This is a genomic window from Pseudomonas sp. PHC1 (assembly GCF_046487845.1).
GTDB lineage: Bacteria > Pseudomonadota > Gammaproteobacteria > Pseudomonadales > Pseudomonadaceae > Aquipseudomonas > Aquipseudomonas sputi.
Genome location: NZ_JBJXHJ010000034.1, coordinates 1 through 15,638, shown reverse-complemented (window position 1 = coordinate 15,638; position 15,638 = coordinate 1). Strand labels below are relative to the sequence as shown.

Here is a 15,638-nt window from a genome sequence, read left to right as displayed (position 1 = left end):
ATTCGTCCTCAAACTACTTTGTGCGACCGTTGTGCCGACTCGGGGATAAGCGCTAAAACCGCAAAATTCTATACAGAGGATGGACACATGCAAACTGAATGTAATTTTAAAAAATTCTCCATGGCAGCTCTGACGACGCATCTCACGATGCTCAGCTTGCTGTTTATATCGGGTCAAGCTTGGTCAGAAAGTCCGGTGTTGATGATTAATGCGGAAGCCGCCAAGTCACCCATCACAGTCACACCGTTGAGAAACAATGTTAGTGTTTTAGAAGGCTCAGGTGGGAACATTGGTGTGTTAGCGGGTAAGGAAGGGAAGTTCATGGTTGATTCAGGTATCGCTGTGTCGAAGGATAAAATTGAAAGTGCATTGAATAAGCTCGGCCCTTCACCAGTAAAGTATGTAGTTAATACCCATTGGCATTGGGATCACACTGATGGTAATGAGTGGCTCCATAGCAAAGGTGCGACCATTATAGCGACGCCAAACGTTGTGAAGTACATGTCGACGACTACAAGAGTTAACGATTGGGATTATACGTTTGAGCCATTTCCTAAGGGCGGTATCCCTGCAAAGACCATCACCGAACCAACAACATATGAGTTCGAAGGTGAAACAATTATTGCCACTCCTGTTGCCCCAGGTCATACCGACGGCGATATCTATGTGTATTTTAAAAAGGCTGATGTATTATTTCTCGGAGACCTTTTTTGGAATGGAGTGTACCCGTTCATTGACAACGATCAGGGCGGTAGTATTGGTGGCATGATAAATGACGTTAATGCAGTGTTAAAAGTTTCAACGGATAATACACAGATAGTGCCAGGTCACGGCCCGGTTGGGACTCGTGCTCAGCTTATTGAATATCGGGATATGCTGACTAACATACGAGATAATGTAGCGAAGTTGAAAATGCAAGGGATGAGCCTTGATCAAATTATAGCTGCGAAACCGACGCAAAAGTATGATGCCAAGTGGGGGCAGTTCGTGATAAATCCTGATTTTTTCACTAAATTGGTCTTCAACGGTTTGTGATCGTTGTATAAAATTTCAGGCATGGGCAGGAGTCCGGGTCTTCACCCGGGCTTCACCTTTTATATTAGTCCGCCATCAAACATTGCGTGCCCAAGATCAGTTTGACAGCCTTTCGATGACCAGGTCTAGCAGCACCCGTAAGCGCTTGAGTTGACGAAGATCTTGGTGATAGCCGACCCAAGTATCACGCGACGGCGGTTCATCTCCCAGATCAACCACTTCTAGTTGAGCGAATCGCTCTCCAAGCGGTATCGGTAATATTGCTAGACCTGCACCACTTGCGCACATCTGCGCCTGAACGTCGCGATTGTTGCTTCGGAACGCTACATGAGCTCTCGGCAGCTTGTTTTGAACCCAACTGTAGCAAGGCATGCTCTCAAATGCTGTGTCCATGGTGATGAGCGCAGTCCCATGACCATCTCCAGCTACAGGGTGGGCCGTTCCTTTGAGAATGTATGCCGCGTATCGCATCTTTAACAGTTTTCTCGAAACGACATTAGGTTCATCGAAAGGCTGAATCCGAAATGCCATGTCTGCCTCGCAGCGCGCGAGACTGTAAAATCGTGTGTCAGTGAGGAGTTCGATTATGACTTTTGGATGACTGGCGGCGAACTCAACGAGCACTGGCGACAGAAGATGAGCGCCAAACCAATCTGACGAGGTTATACGCAGCATGCCCTCGAGTTCTTGCTCATGACCGGCGAGTTGCCTCTGAAAAGTCAGTATTTCCTCCTCAATTCTTTGGGCATGTCCCAACAAAGCAGTGCCTTCGTCAGTTAGAACGAAACCATCAATAGTTCGTTGAAATAGCTTTTCTCCAACCGACTCCTCCAATGCTTTCAGACGTCGTCCCATGGTGGGCTGAGTCCCACCGAGCTGACGTGCGGCCCCACGCAGTGTGCCTTCGCGTGCGATGGCTAGAAATATTCGAACGTCACTCCAATCCACAAATGAACCCCTAGCTTTAAGTGTCGCTACGATACGTTCAAACGCGCACGAATGATGATGCAAATTCGTATGCCCCGCGTGCGAACTCTTTTCTTTTCACAGCGTCTCCGCCGATATAGCCTGCGAGATGCCGATGGGAAAAGGGGGTCGAAATGAAGCCAACCACCTCTATGAAGGCCGCAGTTCTAGAGAACTACTTCGACCCTTTTCGCTATGCAACGGTCGCACGTCCTGTCCCAAGCGTAGGTCAGGTTCTGGTCAACATCTCTGCAAGCGGTGTCAATCCACAAGACCTCAGCATCCGTATTGGTGAGGTGCTATTCGAGAGTTATGCGTTGCCAGCGATACTCGGAATTGATCTGGCAGGCATTGTTGCTGCCACGGGGCCTGGCGTTACGGATTTTTTGCGTGGTGATGAGGTATTCGGTTTGGCGGGAGGGGCTGCGTGCTTCCAGGGAACTCTCGCCGAATATGCAGTTGTTGATGCTCGTTTGATAGCTCATAAACCAACCAACCTAAGCATGAGGGAGGCAGCTGCCATCCCCCTAACGTTTTGCTCGGCTTGGGAGGGTTTGGTGGGTCGTGCGCGATTGAAGCATGGTAATACTGTGCTGGTACAAAACGGTGCAAGTGATCTTGCGCACCTTGCTATACAAATTTCACTCGCTTTGGGGGCTAAGGTCTACGCAACGGGAGCCGGAAGTACCTGTGAGAGGATAGAGGAGTTAGGCGCAGTCTCCATTAATTCCGATAAGCTTACGGTCGAGCATTACGTTGCAAAATTTTCTGGTGGCAGAGGATTTGATGTTGTGTTCGATACGGCCGGCGGCGCTACACTGGACGATGCCTTTCGTGCCGTAAAATACTTTGGTCATGTCATCAGTACATGTGGATGGGGGACGCACTCGCTAATAGCGTTAGCGACTAAATCAGCAAATTTTTCTGCGGTATCTCCCATACTATTATTGACCTGCGAGGAGGGGCGCCAGTCTCAAGGTCACATTCTTTATGAGGCCACTCGATTAATAGAATCGGGCAAGCTACTGCCTAAAATTGACCCGCATCGATTTGGCTTGCAAGCAGTTAATGAAGCCTATGAACTACTCGCAAGTGGACGCGCGTGTGGGAAGTTAGTTGTGGATGTACGGTGAATATTTAAATTACTGATTTGCATTGGTGGAGAGGGAGTGTATATAAGTTAATGACGAAAATGGAGGTCAGCTATTTGTAGCTATCTAAAAGGCTGCATAATAATGTTAAACACTGAGCTAGGGTTTTTCCATGAATAGTGAAAGTGATTATCAGAATATAAGGGAGGATGTATGGCAGGGTTCGAGTTTTTCTGGTCTTCGTTCAGATGCTAGCTTGCCGACCAGACTCACCCAAGCCTTGAACTATACCGCGGCACATAGTCCTTTAATTCGGGGGGGATGTTCGATTGTTGTCGCGGTGCAGTTGAAAGAGTTAGGGTCTCATCAGCTATGGTTGTCTGGATATGTTGACCCAAGTAATTTTAAGGCTCGTGGCGGTGTAGCAGTATGCAATCTTGATGGTGCCGACTCTGTATATCTTGTTAGTTCGATTGATGCTAATAAAACTTATGTAAGTTCGGCGGTCAACAGTTATTGCAATAGTTCTAACGCCACTAAAGTCGAGCTTCAATGTCACTACAGCGAGATTGATCCGGTAATTGAAGGTTTAATCCAGCTGGCTTTGGTTGCCTTAGACAAGCACGGTGCGATTAGTCATGACTTTGCGGAACACCTCGCTGCCGTCCTCCACGCGCACGTCTTATGTAGACATGTCAGCGCTCCTGGTACACCTACGCCTGCAGGCCGGCTAGCACACTGGCAAGAATATAGGGCTAAAGAAATGATGTGCGCTCAACTTGAGGGAGATGTTTGTATAGAGTCCATCGCGAAAGCTTGTAATCTCTCCCCAACTCATTTTTCCAGAGCATTTGCTGCAACCGTCGGCACCCCTCCACATCGTTGGTTAGTGCAGAGAAGAACATATCGTGCTTGCGACTTATTAAGGCTTACAAATTTATCTATATCTGAAGTCTCCTCTCTGTGTGGTTTTGCTGATCAAAGTCATTTCACGCGAGTATTCAAAAAAATAATCGGTACATCCCCTGGGGTGTGGAGACGAAAAGCTACCGCTCCTTGAAATTGCAAAACGATAGTGACGAGGCTGTATTTCTTAATGCATATGCTTTTTTGCTATTTGAATAGAGACTTTTAAATTGAAAAATTATTGTGTTGCCCGCAGGTCTGCAGGGGGTTGTTAGCTAAAGTATTCAAAAAAGACAGGAAGATTCAATACTGTCATACGCTGCGAGTTTAAAATTTCTAAACTGAATGAGCGGTCTGCTGTGTGAGTTATTCCAGTATAAATATTATCACTTGCGAGGGTTCTAAAAATGCCTTTTGTAAACGTTAAACTCGTCGACGGTGTTTTTACAAGTGAAGAAAAGCATGCCATGGCAAAAGACCTGACTGACGTGATGGTAAAATACGAGGGATCTGAGGCTTTTCGAGAGGTTGTATGGGTACTGATTGAAGAATTGCATACTGATGGCTGGCACATAGGTGGACGTCCTTTTGCAGGCCCAAGGTCTCTGATGGAAAGCCTCGCAAACTCGAAAAAAGTCTATGAGATGATTGATGGAAATCCTACATCTCGTGACGAGTTTGCTGCTGCATTACCTGTTAAAAAGTAAAGGCCAATGCTCATCGTGCCCTGTTTTCGAGACATGATGAGTCTAAGTTGCTGAGTTAGTAATTTTATTCATGAAGGGTCACTGATCATCTTAAGGTGCTTTTATGAATCGTGGTGACTTGCGCCGAGTAGACATAAACATCCTAATTGTTTTTGAAACGATGATGCATGAGCGGAATTTGACTCGGACGGCAGAGAAGTTGTTCCTCAGTCAACCAGCTATTAGCGCGGCACTTAACCGTCTACGAGATTATTTTGATGACCCGCTTTTCGTGCGCAATGGTCGGGATATGCAGCCTACGTCTCGAGCTGAGGCCCTTGCACTTCAGTTGTCACCTGCACTTGATACAATGTCAGCTGCTTTGAGTAGTAACCTTGAGTTCAACCCGGAAACAAGTACTGCTACGTTTCAATTTGGTCTTTCAGATGACGTAGAGTATGGGTTGCTCCCTGAACTAATGCGGGAGTTGCGTGCCGAGGCTCCAAGTGTTGTATTAATAGTTAGGCGTGTTGATTATTGGCAGATGCCGCTGCTACTGACCTCAGGTGAAATCTCGATGGGGGTTAGCTATACCAAAGACCTTCCCGCAAATGCGAAACGTAAATTTCTTAGATACTTAAACCCCGTTCTCCTAAGGGCAGACTCTGGGGAGATGCCCATAGGTCTTGATGAGTACTGCACGAGGCCGCACGCATTAGTGTCCTACACGGGGGATATCAGTGGTTTCGTTGATTCGGCTCTAGAATCGCTAGGTCGTAAGCGAAGGGTGATTTTAGCTATACCTCAATTCAGTTCTTTGCCGGCACTGTTGTCCAATACAGATTTGATTGCGACAGTTCCTAGCTATGTGGCTGAGGCAATGGTTAAACAATGCGGGTTCGGACTCCGAATGGAGTCTTTACCATTTCCAACACCTGATTTTGAGCTGTCAATCGTATGGCAAAGTGCTTTGGATTTTGACCCTGCTGAACAATGGCTCCGAGCGAGATTTAACAAAGTTATGCAAAGTGCAGGTTAGTTTATATAAAAGGGGTGACCGAGCAGTGGTTAATAATTCGCTAAAGTGAGTTATTCAAGTGGCTAAGAATATTAGAGTCCTAAGAACCGCCACCTTTGTTGTTCCTGCTTCATCGTTCGGTATCGTCCTTGGCATGGCGGGGCTGAGTAGTTGTTGGCGTGTTGCACAGCTCTATTGGCCAATTTATTCCTGGTTTGACGACTTACTATTTGCGTTGACCTCGGTTGTCTGGGCTCTATTGGTCGTGGGTTTCTTTTATAAGTGGTTTGCAAATAGATCCATAGCGATTGCTGAGGTTGAACATCCCGTTCAGTGCTGTTTCATTGGGCTTTTGCCGGTATCAACGTTGTTGGTTGCAACATGGTTTTTTGAGTGGTATCCGGTGGTAGGTACTTCGCTTATTTTTCTTTGCGCATTTGGGCAGTTGGGTTTTTCAGTAACCAGGTTTGGCGGGATGTTAAGGGGCGGACGGAAATCGAGCGATATTACGCCAGTGATGTACCTTCCCAGCGTCGCTGGTAATTTTGTATCTGCAATCGCGTTGAACGCTATCGGTTCGGAAGAACTTGCAAAGCTATTTTTTGGTGCGGGTTTCTTTTCTTGGATGGCCCTCGAGTCAGTGATCCTTCAACGTTTACTGAACGATGATGCGTTGCTACTTAATTTGCGTCCAGCGCTTGGAATTCAGCTTGCTCCACCTGTGGTAGGCGCAGTTGCTTACCTGTCCGTTTCCAATGGTCAGGTCGATTTGTTTTTTTACACATTAATGGGGTATGGAATTCTCCAGCTTCTGTTTCTCACGCGGTTGATTGTCTGGTTCGGTGAGTCTGGCTTCAAACCTTCGCTATGGGCTTTTAGTTTTGGTATCACAGCATTAGCTCTTGAAAGTCTGAGGGCGGGCTCAACATCTGAGGCGACCTGGTTCACCGGCGCTGCACCCCTTTTTTTTCTGATTGCAAATGTCGCCATCATGATGTTGTTTTTTTTGACATTGTCGCTGTTAATGGTTGGGAAACTATTTAAGTCTGAGAGCTGATAGATTATATCGAAGGTTTCTTAGGGGAGTGGTGTACAGCTCCATTGGCGCGTTCTTTAGGTGTTCACGTATTCCTTAGTGAAACCGTCAATATCAAGATGCCCATTGGAAACGCGCTTATCTTTTAGATTTTTGTAATGTAAATGCAAAAACCTCACTAGGTAGTTAGTGGGGTATCTCGCATCTTTGTGCTTTTTGCTTGTCTTTAAAAGTCTGGTTTGTTAGCACGATCGGTTCCAATCAGAGGCTGATGGGAAGGGGGCTTAAAGACATAAAATGTTGAGGATTAGTTAAAGAATTCTCATGCTGTCGATGAAATGTTGATAAAAATTTTTGTGGAGTTGAATATGTCTCTCTTCCGGTATATCAGGTTTGAAAGTGGTAATCAGCACGCCAGTCGCAGCGTCCATTGATACGCTCAATAAGACAACCTCAGAAACGGCGGCGAAAAGATGGGGTTTGGAGGAAGAGGCAGATGTCGTAGTTAAGCTTTCTACTGATGCAAATAAGGCGTCAAATAGTGCTAAAGGGAAGGGTGTCAGTACCGCTATACAGGAGTTGCTCAAGAATGAAGGAGCTGCAGCAACAGCTGAGGCAACAACAGCAGCAGTTGGCGGCAGCCCAAGCAGCCAGTTACCCGAGCGCTTAAGCAAAAACGATATCCATAATGGGGGTTCAGGGGCAAATCGTCGACACCAACGGTGCGCTACAACAAATTGCGTCCACCTTAGCGGAAGCGTTGAGCCCGGACTTGATGACCAGCTCAATGGTCGATACTACCGCCTAAATTTAGAGCTCTGTTCTCGATGTTCAGTGAGAATTGGCGAATGATTGCGCCAGGAGGGCACATTTGCCCTCCTTTTTCGTTGTAGCTTCAATCGGGATGTGACAAAAAAAAATGGCTCTCTTCACGAGTTGGGTTCACATTGTCGCTCCTTGCGTGAGCCAAGATATCCAGGCAATGGTGCTTAGACTGCGGAGGCATCAGACTTGGCATGCACAGCACAGGTATCCGGGTGCTCAGCCAGCGCCTTGAATGTTCTTTTGTCCTCACAGAGTGCGTCAATCGAGCCAGTTTCGATATCGTAGACCCAGCCGTGTAGGTTGAGCTTACCTTTCTCTTGGGCAAGGCGTACACTGGGGTGTGTTTGAATGTTGGCCAACTGCGCGATAACATTTTCTCGTACCATTGAGCTAAGTTTTGCGGCATCGTCAACATGGTGGCGCGACTCATTGATTACTTTCGCCGATTCCGAATGTTGTAACCATCCACTGACTGCCGGCAAATGATCCATACATTTGCATTTTGCAATGGCTGTCATAGCGCCACAGTCAGAATGCCCGCAAATTACGATGTCCGTCACACCCAGTACGGCCACCGCGTATTCGACAGTTGCAGATACACCACCAGGGTATGGGCTATAAGACGGCACAATGTTGCCTGCATTTCGAATCACGAAAAGCTCACCTGGTTCCTGTTGGGTTAACAATTCCGGTACCACTCGACTGTCAGAGCAAGTAATGAACAGCGTACCTGGATGCTGAGTGGTCGCCAAGTGTTTGAACAGACCGGTGCGCTGAGGAAATACTTCTTTCTGAAACTTCAAAAAACCATCGATAAGCGCTTTCATCGTATTTTTCCTAAATTTATTTGCGTATCTGTTTAAAGATCTTGATGATCAGTTTGTGCACCCGGTACCCATTACACTGTAGTGCAGCACATGCTCCGCACCTTTAGAATCTAGGTACGTCATTTCCACAGGTGTAGGGCCGCACACGTCAGCAGGGGATGTAATGTTCACAATTTTATTAATGTCTAATCGCATTCCGTATTTATAATCAACGGAGTCTTTGGAGAACGCAGGCTCAAGCGCGTAAGCAGATAAAGACACGATAAGGGGAAGTCCAAGTAGAAGGATTTTTTTCATTCAATATTCTCCAGGTAAATAAGTTGGTTGGAATGGGCCCGCAGATGCTGCGGGCCTATGGTTGTTAAGTCGGATTTAGAATGGGCGAAGTGGCAAAAACTTCCCATCCAGGGTAATCACTGCGCGGGATCCACCTTCTGGGTCATCAACTTTCTTGATATCAAGCTTGAAGTTGATAGCACTGATGATTCCGTCACCGAACTGTTCGTGCACAAGTGATTTAAGCGTGGTGCCGTAAATTTGAATCATTTCGTAGAAACGGTAGATTGTAGGGTCAGTTGGTACTCCCGAGAGACTCCCTCGCAGCGGAATAATCTGTAGTTGTGCCACCGAGTTAGCGCTCAATTCCAGTTTTTTACCGATGATTTGTGCAGCCTCTAATGGCAACGGATGTTGACCGAGAAGGGCTGCCGTTACATAGGCTAAGCCGAGGCCAGTACCATCAGCCAAGTCTTGCCAGGAAAGGTTTTTACGAGCTTTTGCGTCAAGGACTTCAGTGGTCAGAGCAATCGTGGTGTCTTTGTAAACGTTGGACTGTGGCATTTGTATCTCCAGTTTTAATTAGGCTGTTGCTGTGGGTTGTTGTGAACACTTGTATCTGTCAAAAGTGATTTTTAGAGCTGTTGCAAAATGTCACTTTGTTTCTTTATTTTTGAGGCTCGGCTAGAGCAGTGGAGGCATCGAAAATGTTAGGTGAAGTGCTGAAAAGGCGATGCCAAATAGTATTTGAAATTTCACTTTATTCACTCTCAACTTGTTGTTTTTTGGTGTGAGGCAACAATACGATCGTGAAGTATTGCTGAGAACTTTATCGTATTAATAGTTAATATAAATGTGGCGGATAGTAGATGCGGCACCGGGACTTAGCAGTCGGTGAAAGGGTGGCCTTAGGTGGTAGGAGGGGCGGAGATGGTTATGGAGGAGGCTGTAAATTGTTGTTTTTGCTCTGGTATTTCTTCTTGGGTTTCCAGAGCTATTGGTCGTAACTCAGTGCAAGAGCATTTACTCGTACTAATGTTGAGGGCCTACAGGTAGGGTCTCAACGACAAGAGCGCTGGTGATGCGTCATCGTCATTCATCATATTTTTACGAGCGGGTGAGAAGACTGACGGGCTTTTTAATTTGATGAAGCGGCGAGATTATGCGCAGCATTTTGCTGTGAAAATCGAGATTGCTGAACACAAGCGAATGATTGAATGATCTGCAGATCATTCATTGACGAGATTTGTCGCGTAAACGCGTTGTTATTCCCAGGTATTCCTCCTGTCAGACCTGACCCAATTCCTCCCGCAGAAAGTCTACAAGCCCTCGCTGTAAACCTGTCAGCGCTCCTTTACGACTGATCAGCGCTAGCTCAGTGGGCTCTAACTCCGGTAGATCGGTGCACACGGTATGTTCTGGCAAGACAGACGAAACGGGCAGCACCGACACACCTAGTCCTGACGTTACCGCCGCTTGAATGCCTGTCAGGCTATGACTGCCAAATGCGATTCGCCAAGGCCGTTGCGCCACATCCAACAGGCGGATCGCCCGCTGGCGGTAAATGCACCCCTGAGGAAATAGCGCGAGCGGCAACACACTGCTGGCCGAATCTGTCTGCGCGCCTTTAACCCATACAAGCTCTTCCGGCCAGGCTGCCCAGCATGGGCCGCTGTCCGGCTCGCGTTTGACCAGCGCAATATCCAGATCTCCATTGGCGAGTCTGTGCCTGAGGTCGGTACTCATGCCGCTGACAGTTTCCAAGCGCGCCCTGGGCTCTTGCCGGTTGAACCCTGCGAGGATCAGCGCCATGCGTCGGGCATCGAAGTCCTCAGGTACCCCGATGCGCAGGATCTCAAGATCGACATCGCTGGCCAGGGCCTCCATCGCTTGCGCAGACAGCGCCAGCAAGCGCCGAGCATAATGAATCAGCATTTCTCCATGCTCGGTGACATTGATGTTTTGTCCGGTGCGATCACGCATCAGCAAGGAGTGACCTACCAATTCTTCGAGCTTACGCACTTGTTGGCTAACGGTTGATTGAGTTCGGTGTACGCGTTCCGCCGCACGGGTAAAACTACCTTCATCCACCACGCAAACGAAGGTTTTAAGCAACTCAAGATCGAGCATGGTGGGCACCCTTGATATTTGATTTTCCACTGATAAATAGTCGCTAATTTAATTTCACACTATCACTGTTCGCGCCTAATCTGAAGATCACATTTCAGAGGAAAGCTGCTATGACACTCAAAAGTACTCCGCGCCCAGAATGGTTGACGTTCGATTGCTACGGCACATTGATTCAATGGGATGAAGGTTTGAAAGCAGTGGTGGCTGAGATTTTGCGCGATAAGGGCGAACACACTGTGGATGCCGATCGCCTGATTGAGGTTTATGACCGGCACGAACATCGACTGGAGCAAATCCCGCCACATCGGTCGTTTCGCCAGTTGAGCACTTTCGGCTTACACCTGGCTCTGGAGGAGTTGGGCCTGGAGAGTTCGCCTGAAGACAGCCAACGTCTAGCAGGGGCCATTCCGCGCATGCCGCCGTTCCCCGAGGTGATCGCTACGCTAGCGGAGCTTAAGGCAATGGGTTTCAAGCTGTGCATCGTGTCTAACACCGATGACGACATTATCGCCGGCAATGTTGCACAACTCGGTGGACATATCGATCGTGTTATCACCGCCCAGCAGGCTGGTGCCTATAAGCCGAATCCGCGCTTGTTCGACTATGCTCACGAGCAGCTTGGCGTCAGTCGTGATCAGGTGGTTCATATTTGTGCGAGCCCCACGCTTGACCACACTGCGGCACGGGACATGCACTTTCGCTGTGTGTGGATCGACCGAGGCACTGGTCGGCAGTTGCTGCCAGACTATCAACCTGATGAGACATTGAGCACGCTGGATCAAGTCGTGCCTCTGTTCAAAAACCTTGGCTGGTAAAGGTCGGAGTCTCTGTCATGGCACATACGCTTGAAAGCAGTCCCGGTCATGCGCGATATGCTGACCTGGACTTAGGGACGCCCGCCATTATCACGGCGCGAAACGAGTTGGCCGCGTGCTTTCAGCTTGCGGCGTTACATGGGCTGGAGGAGGGGATATGTAACCACTTCTCCGCCATGGTGCCGGGGCGCGAAGATCTGTTTTTTGTTAACCCCTACGGCTATGCGTTTGAAGAGGTCACTGCCGATAATCTTTTGGTTTGTGACTTTCACGGCAACGTGGTGGCCGGTGAAGGGATGCCGGAGGCGACCGCGTTTTACATCCACGCAAGGCTGCACAAACAACTGCCACGGGTGAAAGTGGCGTTTCACACGCACATGCCCCACGCCACAGCTTTGTGTCTGCTGCAAGGTTCTCCGCTGCTGTGGTTAGGGCAGACCGCTTTGAAATTTTATGGTCGGACAGCGGTGGACGAGAACTATAACGGGCTAGCTCTCGATGATTCAGAGGGCGATCGGATTGCCAGCGTTATGGGCAATGCGGATGTTTTGTTCTTGAAAAACCACGGCGTGATTGTCGCTGGCCCGACTATCGCCGAGGCCTGGGACGATCTTTATTACCTGGAGCGCGCCGCTCAAGTGCAGTTGCTCGCGATGGCCACCCAGCGCGACCTCAAGCCAGTCCCTCACGAAATTGCACAGCGCGCTTACGAGCAAATGCGACTGGGGGATGCAGAAAGCGCTCGAGCACACTTGCAGAGCGCGATGCGACGTCTGTCGCAAGGACAATCGTCTCGCACGCATTCATAGATTGTCAGCAATGTTCTGGGGTTATGGGATCACTCTTGCAGGATGGGTTTTGCCTATCCCCTGAACATTCTGCATTACGGACGTGGCTCATGTGAGAACAATTCCTCTGTGTTAGGAAATGGTGCCGCCTAATCACAGTTTTCTGAGCAACGACTCAGCTACGTGTGAATTTTACTAGATGTCCGTTGAGCTATCCTGGTACCAACAAAGTGATACTTGTGGACGAGATAAGAAATGCCGATTCCAATGTTGCAGGGGCAAGTCGCTCTGGTAAGCGGTGCGGGCAGTGGAACTGGTATTGGTTTTGCGATCGCCCGACGTTTGGGCCGCGAAGGCGCTCGTGTCTTGATCACTGCCAGCAGTGCGCGGATCCAGGAACGAATAGCCGAGTTACAAGTCGAGGGTATAGACGCTCGCGCGATGACAGCTGACTTGACTGACGAATTGCAGGTCAAGAAGCTGACCGATTGGGCTTACGAGCAGTTCGGCCATATCGACATTTTGGTCAACAACGCCGGTATGGCTATGGTCGGCAGTCTGGAACCCTTCGTCGAAGTGGCGGACATGGATTTGACGATCTGGAATCTATCTCTGGCGCGCAATTTGACCAGTGCATTTTTGCTGACTCGTGCGGTGTTGCCCGGGATGAAAACGCGCCGCTACGGGCGCATCGTCAACATCAGTTCGACGTCCGGTACACGCGGCAGTAATCCAGGTGAGGCGGCTTATAGTGCGGCAAAGGCAGCTATGCTCGGGATGAATATGGGCCTGGCGCTGGAAGTCGGTAAACGGGGCATCACCGTCAATAGCGTCGCACCAGGCTGGATTGATACGGGGGCATTGACCGAGGAAGAAAGCCGCGCCGGTAACTACACTCCGATTGGCCGCGCTGGTCGTCCAGAAGAGGTTGCCGCTGCAGTGGCGTTTCTGGCGTCCCCGGAAGCCAGCTACATCACCGGTGAAGTACTGGTAGTGGATGGCGGTAATTGTCTGATCGAAAACAAGGCGCCCTGTCGCTAGTTTGCACTGCTGCCTTTTAGTGAGTCTTCTATTTAGCGAAGAAATGAAACGCGCAGAGACTCTCTGGTCTTGAGCCGGGTGCTAGCTCTGCGAGCGTTGAATTAGTGCCCCAGGTTGAGCGATTTCTTTCAGGAGCTTCTACACCAGAACATCCGTGCAGCCCAGCCATTTTTATTTCGCCATATAGCTGGAATGGGCCATGACCTCGCGCACCACTGATTACGATTACGGCAGTGCGCAAATTATGGTGGATGATTGCGAGGGGAGGTTGGTGCGTTGTTTGAGATTCACATGTACCTATTTCAGAAACAGTGACGTTATTACGAGTGGATACTCGATCGTTAACTCATCAAGTGCGGATCCTCTAGGCTTTAGGTTGCGATTGAGCCAGTTGGGTCTTCAGTTGTGCGACTTCAGCTTCCAGTTCACGCACTCGCTCCCTAGCCTCAACTTCAACGCTGACGTCTTTCTGGATACCGATGAAGTAGGTGAGTTGATCGGTATCGTTGAACACCGGGGTTATCGATAGTTCGTTCCAGAAGGCGCTGCCGTCCTTGCGATAGTTGCGAATCACTTGTCGGCAGGGGAGAAGGTTCCTTATCGCCTCGCGGATTACTGTCAAGCCGGCTTGGTCACGGTCTGTACCCTGCAGGAAACGGCAGTCCTGGTAAAGGATGTCGTCCACGCTGTACCCCGTCAGGCGCTGAAAGGCTTGGTTCGCGTAGATCAGGATGTTTTCGTCGCCTTCCTGCTCTGCTACCACGATGCCGTCGTTGGATGTTTCAACCACCAGTTTTAGCAGTTCTGCGTCGATCATTTTCAGAGCCCCAGGGAGTGAAATCTCATTTTTAGCGGCCATCCGCCGTAAACGGGATAATCAGTATAACTCTCGGCATTGCCGCCATACACGTTAGCTGAGTTCAGGGGGGGCAGCGGCCAATCGTTCGCGATTCTGGCTGGTAGATTCGGCTTGGCCATTAGCTGATCGCTTCGATGTAGGTGGTATGAGGATCATCTTCAACCATACTTAGGTAAGTGCGCTCCTCATCGGTGCTACAAAACGGGAGCCCGACAAGGCGTCCGTTTTTATTTACGCAATTGCGTTATTAACTTAGAGGAACTTTCCATTCGCGGTCTTTCTTCGGCACAGATCTTCCGTCTAGGATATTCAGGCTTATTCAATCGCTAAGACCGACTATAAAATCCAGGAAGCCTCTGAGGAGCTTCACGAGATGAATCTGAATGCAGATATAATCTTTGCCTGTCGGCACTCCTACTTCCTCTACGGCCTACCGGTTTGAAATAACTTGCAACCGTTGCGTGATTGAGAAACCCCACATGTCTCTCTAGATTTTATCTCGCAATCCCGGGCCCCTCTGACAGCTAACCGCTGCCATGTCGGAGTTGCAGTTTTTATAACTTCGACACTTAGAGGAGGGCCACATGACTGCCCTGGAACCGCTCTTCCTAGCCGAGTTTCTCGGCACCGCCACTTGGCTTTGGCTAGTTTTTATCAGCATCGTCATGGGCCTATTGATCTTCGACCTCGGGGTGCTACACCGTGGACACCGAGAAATCGGCGTTCGTGAAAGTCTGATGCTGTCTGCTGGCTATATCACGGCTGGCTTACTGTTCGGCCTCTGGGTCTGGCAGGTTAAGGGCGGTGAGGCCGGGATGGATTTCTACACCGGTTTTCTGATCGAGAAATCGTTGTCGATGGACAACGTGTTCCTGATGGCGATGATCTTCAGCTTCCTCTCTATTCCGCGTAGGTATCAGCACGAGGTGCTGTTCTGGGGCATTCTCGGTGTAATAGTGCTGCGCGCGATTATGATTGGCCTGGGGGCGGCGCTGATCGCCGAATTCAACTGGATTCTGTATGTGTTCGGCATCTTCCTGCTGTTAACTGGAGTGAAGATGCTGTTCAGCAAGGTCGATGCCCAGCCAAACCTCAGCGATAACCTGCTGGTGAAGTTCCTGCGCAAACACATGCGGGTGACTGAGCAACTGCATGAGGGGCGCTTCTTTGTCCGTCAGGCAGATGCCAGCGGTGAGTCAGTGGTCTGGGCGACGCCGTTGTTCTTAGCCTTGGTGCTGATCGAGTTTGCCGACCTGGTGTTCGCCGTGGACAGCGTGCCAGCGATCTTCGCCATCACCCAAGACCCCTTTATCGTCTACACCTCCAACATCTTCGCCAT

17 protein-coding genes and 1 pseudogene are annotated in these 15,638 nt (G+C 49.3%); 10 read left to right on the top strand and 8 right to left on the bottom strand.

Going from position 1 to position 15,638, the window contains the following annotated elements; translation table 11 throughout:
- Positions 1-87: 87 nt before the first annotated feature.
- The gene (locus ACKJSM_RS27300) at positions 88-1,035 is read left to right on the top strand and encodes an MBL fold metallo-hydrolase (protein ID WP_236180603.1); all 948 of its coding nucleotides are present in this window, start codon (positions 88-90) and stop codon (positions 1,033-1,035) included.
- A 96-nt stretch (positions 1,036-1,131) separates the two neighbouring features.
- On the opposite strand, the gene ACKJSM_RS27295 is transcribed toward ACKJSM_RS27300, so the two are convergent.
- The gene (locus tag ACKJSM_RS27295) at positions 1,132-1,983 is read right to left on the bottom strand and encodes a LysR family transcriptional regulator (protein WP_236180604.1); all 852 of its coding nucleotides are present in this window, start codon (positions 1,981-1,983) and stop codon (positions 1,132-1,134) included.
- 152 nt (positions 1,984-2,135) lie between these two features.
- Between ACKJSM_RS27295 and ACKJSM_RS27290 the strand changes: the two genes are divergently transcribed.
- The 5 genes from ACKJSM_RS27290 (at position 2,136) to tehA (ending at position 6,759) form a co-directional block, all read left to right on the top strand.
- Positions 2,136-3,134, top strand: coding sequence for a zinc-dependent alcohol dehydrogenase family protein (locus ACKJSM_RS27290; protein ID WP_236180606.1), 999 nt, complete (start codon positions 2,136-2,138; stop codon positions 3,132-3,134).
- 130 nt (positions 3,135-3,264) lie between these two features.
- On the top strand, positions 3,265-4,152 hold the full coding sequence (locus ACKJSM_RS27285) for a helix-turn-helix domain-containing protein (RefSeq protein ID WP_410239400.1): 888 nt from the start codon (positions 3,265-3,267) through the stop codon (positions 4,150-4,152).
- A gap of 253 nt (positions 4,153-4,405) precedes the next feature.
- Positions 4,406-4,705, top strand: a complete 300-nt coding sequence (locus tag ACKJSM_RS27280; RefSeq protein ID WP_410239399.1) for a tautomerase family protein — start codon at positions 4,406-4,408, stop codon at positions 4,703-4,705.
- A 103-nt stretch (positions 4,706-4,808) separates the two neighbouring features.
- Entirely contained in the window at positions 4,809-5,723 is a 915-nt protein-coding gene (locus ACKJSM_RS27275) for a LysR family transcriptional regulator (RefSeq protein WP_236180612.1), read from the top strand.
- A gap of 58 nt (positions 5,724-5,781) precedes the next feature.
- On the top strand, positions 5,782-6,759 hold the full coding sequence (tehA, locus tag ACKJSM_RS27270; protein WP_410239398.1) for a dicarboxylate transporter/tellurite-resistance protein TehA: 978 nt from the start codon (positions 5,782-5,784) through the stop codon (positions 6,757-6,759).
- Positions 6,760-7,049: 290 nt separating this feature from the next.
- On the opposite strand, the gene ACKJSM_RS27265 is transcribed toward tehA, so the two are convergent.
- The 5 genes from ACKJSM_RS27265 to ACKJSM_RS27245 form a co-directional block, all read right to left on the bottom strand.
- Complete coding sequence (locus ACKJSM_RS27265) at positions 7,050-7,412, bottom strand: hypothetical protein (protein WP_410239397.1); 363 nt, start codon at positions 7,410-7,412, stop codon at positions 7,050-7,052.
- A 315-nt stretch (positions 7,413-7,727) separates the two neighbouring features.
- Complete coding sequence (locus ACKJSM_RS27260; protein ID WP_410239396.1) at positions 7,728-8,390, bottom strand: carbonic anhydrase; 663 nt, start codon at positions 8,388-8,390, stop codon at positions 7,728-7,730.
- Positions 8,391-8,438: 48 nt separating this feature from the next.
- Positions 8,439-8,687, bottom strand: coding sequence for a DUF2790 domain-containing protein (locus tag ACKJSM_RS27255; protein ID WP_410239395.1), 249 nt, complete (start codon positions 8,685-8,687; stop codon positions 8,439-8,441).
- Between the two features lie 75 nt (positions 8,688-8,762).
- Positions 8,763-9,230 carry a cyanase gene (gene cynS / locus ACKJSM_RS27250; protein WP_236180625.1) on the bottom strand — a complete coding sequence of 156 codons (468 nt, stop codon included), beginning with the start codon at positions 9,228-9,230 and terminating at the stop codon, positions 8,763-8,765.
- A gap of 723 nt (positions 9,231-9,953) precedes the next feature.
- On the bottom strand, positions 9,954-10,796 hold the full coding sequence (locus tag ACKJSM_RS27245) for a LysR family transcriptional regulator (RefSeq protein WP_236180626.1): 843 nt from the start codon (positions 10,794-10,796) through the stop codon (positions 9,954-9,956).
- Between the two features lie 110 nt (positions 10,797-10,906).
- On the opposite strand from ACKJSM_RS27245, the gene ACKJSM_RS27240 reads away from it, so the two are divergent.
- The 3 genes from ACKJSM_RS27240 to ACKJSM_RS27230 all read left to right on the top strand — a co-directional run bounded on the left by ACKJSM_RS27240 (position 10,907) and on the right by ACKJSM_RS27230 (position 13,440).
- A complete protein-coding gene (locus ACKJSM_RS27240; protein ID WP_236180636.1) occupies positions 10,907-11,611 on the top strand; it encodes a haloacid dehalogenase type II in 705 nt (234 codons plus the stop codon).
- 17 nt (positions 11,612-11,628) lie between these two features.
- On the top strand, positions 11,629-12,420 hold the full coding sequence (locus ACKJSM_RS27235; RefSeq protein ID WP_236180651.1) for an aldolase: 792 nt from the start codon (positions 11,629-11,631) through the stop codon (positions 12,418-12,420).
- A 234-nt stretch (positions 12,421-12,654) separates the two neighbouring features.
- Complete coding sequence (locus ACKJSM_RS27230) at positions 12,655-13,440, top strand: SDR family NAD(P)-dependent oxidoreductase (RefSeq protein ID WP_410239394.1); 786 nt, start codon at positions 12,655-12,657, stop codon at positions 13,438-13,440.
- Positions 13,441-13,804: 364 nt separating this feature from the next.
- On the opposite strand, the gene ACKJSM_RS27225 is transcribed toward ACKJSM_RS27230, so the two are convergent.
- Both ACKJSM_RS27225 and ACKJSM_RS27220 read right to left on the bottom strand, forming a co-directional pair.
- Entirely contained in the window at positions 13,805-14,257 is a 453-nt protein-coding gene (locus ACKJSM_RS27225; protein WP_236180655.1) for a PAS domain-containing protein, read from the bottom strand.
- A 2-nt stretch (positions 14,258-14,259) separates the two neighbouring features.
- Positions 14,260-14,501, bottom strand: a pseudogene (locus tag ACKJSM_RS27220) (hypothetical protein); the annotation flags it as partial.
- A gap of 382 nt (positions 14,502-14,883) precedes the next feature.
- On the opposite strand from ACKJSM_RS27220, the gene ACKJSM_RS27215 reads away from it, so the two are divergent.
- The coding region (locus ACKJSM_RS27215) for a TerC/Alx family metal homeostasis membrane protein (protein ID WP_410239393.1) at positions 14,884-15,638 on the top strand (755 nt) is incomplete at its 3' end.

Coding starts and splice junctions, on each gene's coding strand:
- ACKJSM_RS27275 (WP_236180612.1), top strand. CDS start 4,809: ATGAATCGTGGTGACTTGCGCCGAGTAGACATAAACATCCTAATTGTT.
- ACKJSM_RS27260 (WP_410239396.1), bottom strand. CDS start 8,390: ATGAAAGCGCTTATCGATGGTTTTTTGAAGTTTCAGAAAGAAGTATTT.
- cynS (WP_236180625.1), bottom strand. CDS start 9,230: ATGCCACAGTCCAACGTTTACAAAGACACCACGATTGCTCTGACCACT.
- ACKJSM_RS27230 (WP_410239394.1), top strand. CDS start 12,655: ATGCCGATTCCAATGTTGCAGGGGCAAGTCGCTCTGGTAAGCGGTGCG.
- ACKJSM_RS27245 (WP_236180626.1), bottom strand. CDS start 10,796: ATGCTCGATCTTGAGTTGCTTAAAACCTTCGTTTGCGTGGTGGATGAA.
- ACKJSM_RS27290 (WP_236180606.1), top strand. CDS start 2,136: ATGAAGCCAACCACCTCTATGAAGGCCGCAGTTCTAGAGAACTACTTC.
- ACKJSM_RS27235 (WP_236180651.1), top strand. CDS start 11,629: ATGGCACATACGCTTGAAAGCAGTCCCGGTCATGCGCGATATGCTGAC.
- ACKJSM_RS27285 (WP_410239400.1), top strand. CDS start 3,265: ATGAATAGTGAAAGTGATTATCAGAATATAAGGGAGGATGTATGGCAG.
- ACKJSM_RS27240 (WP_236180636.1), top strand. CDS start 10,907: ATGACACTCAAAAGTACTCCGCGCCCAGAATGGTTGACGTTCGATTGC.
- ACKJSM_RS27255 (WP_410239395.1), bottom strand. CDS start 8,687: ATGAAAAAAATCCTTCTACTTGGACTTCCCCTTATCGTGTCTTTATCT.
- ACKJSM_RS27225 (WP_236180655.1), bottom strand. CDS start 14,257: ATGATCGACGCAGAACTGCTAAAACTGGTGGTTGAAACATCCAACGAC.
- ACKJSM_RS27300 (WP_236180603.1), top strand. CDS start 88: ATGCAAACTGAATGTAATTTTAAAAAATTCTCCATGGCAGCTCTGACG.
- ACKJSM_RS27280 (WP_410239399.1), top strand. CDS start 4,406: ATGCCTTTTGTAAACGTTAAACTCGTCGACGGTGTTTTTACAAGTGAA.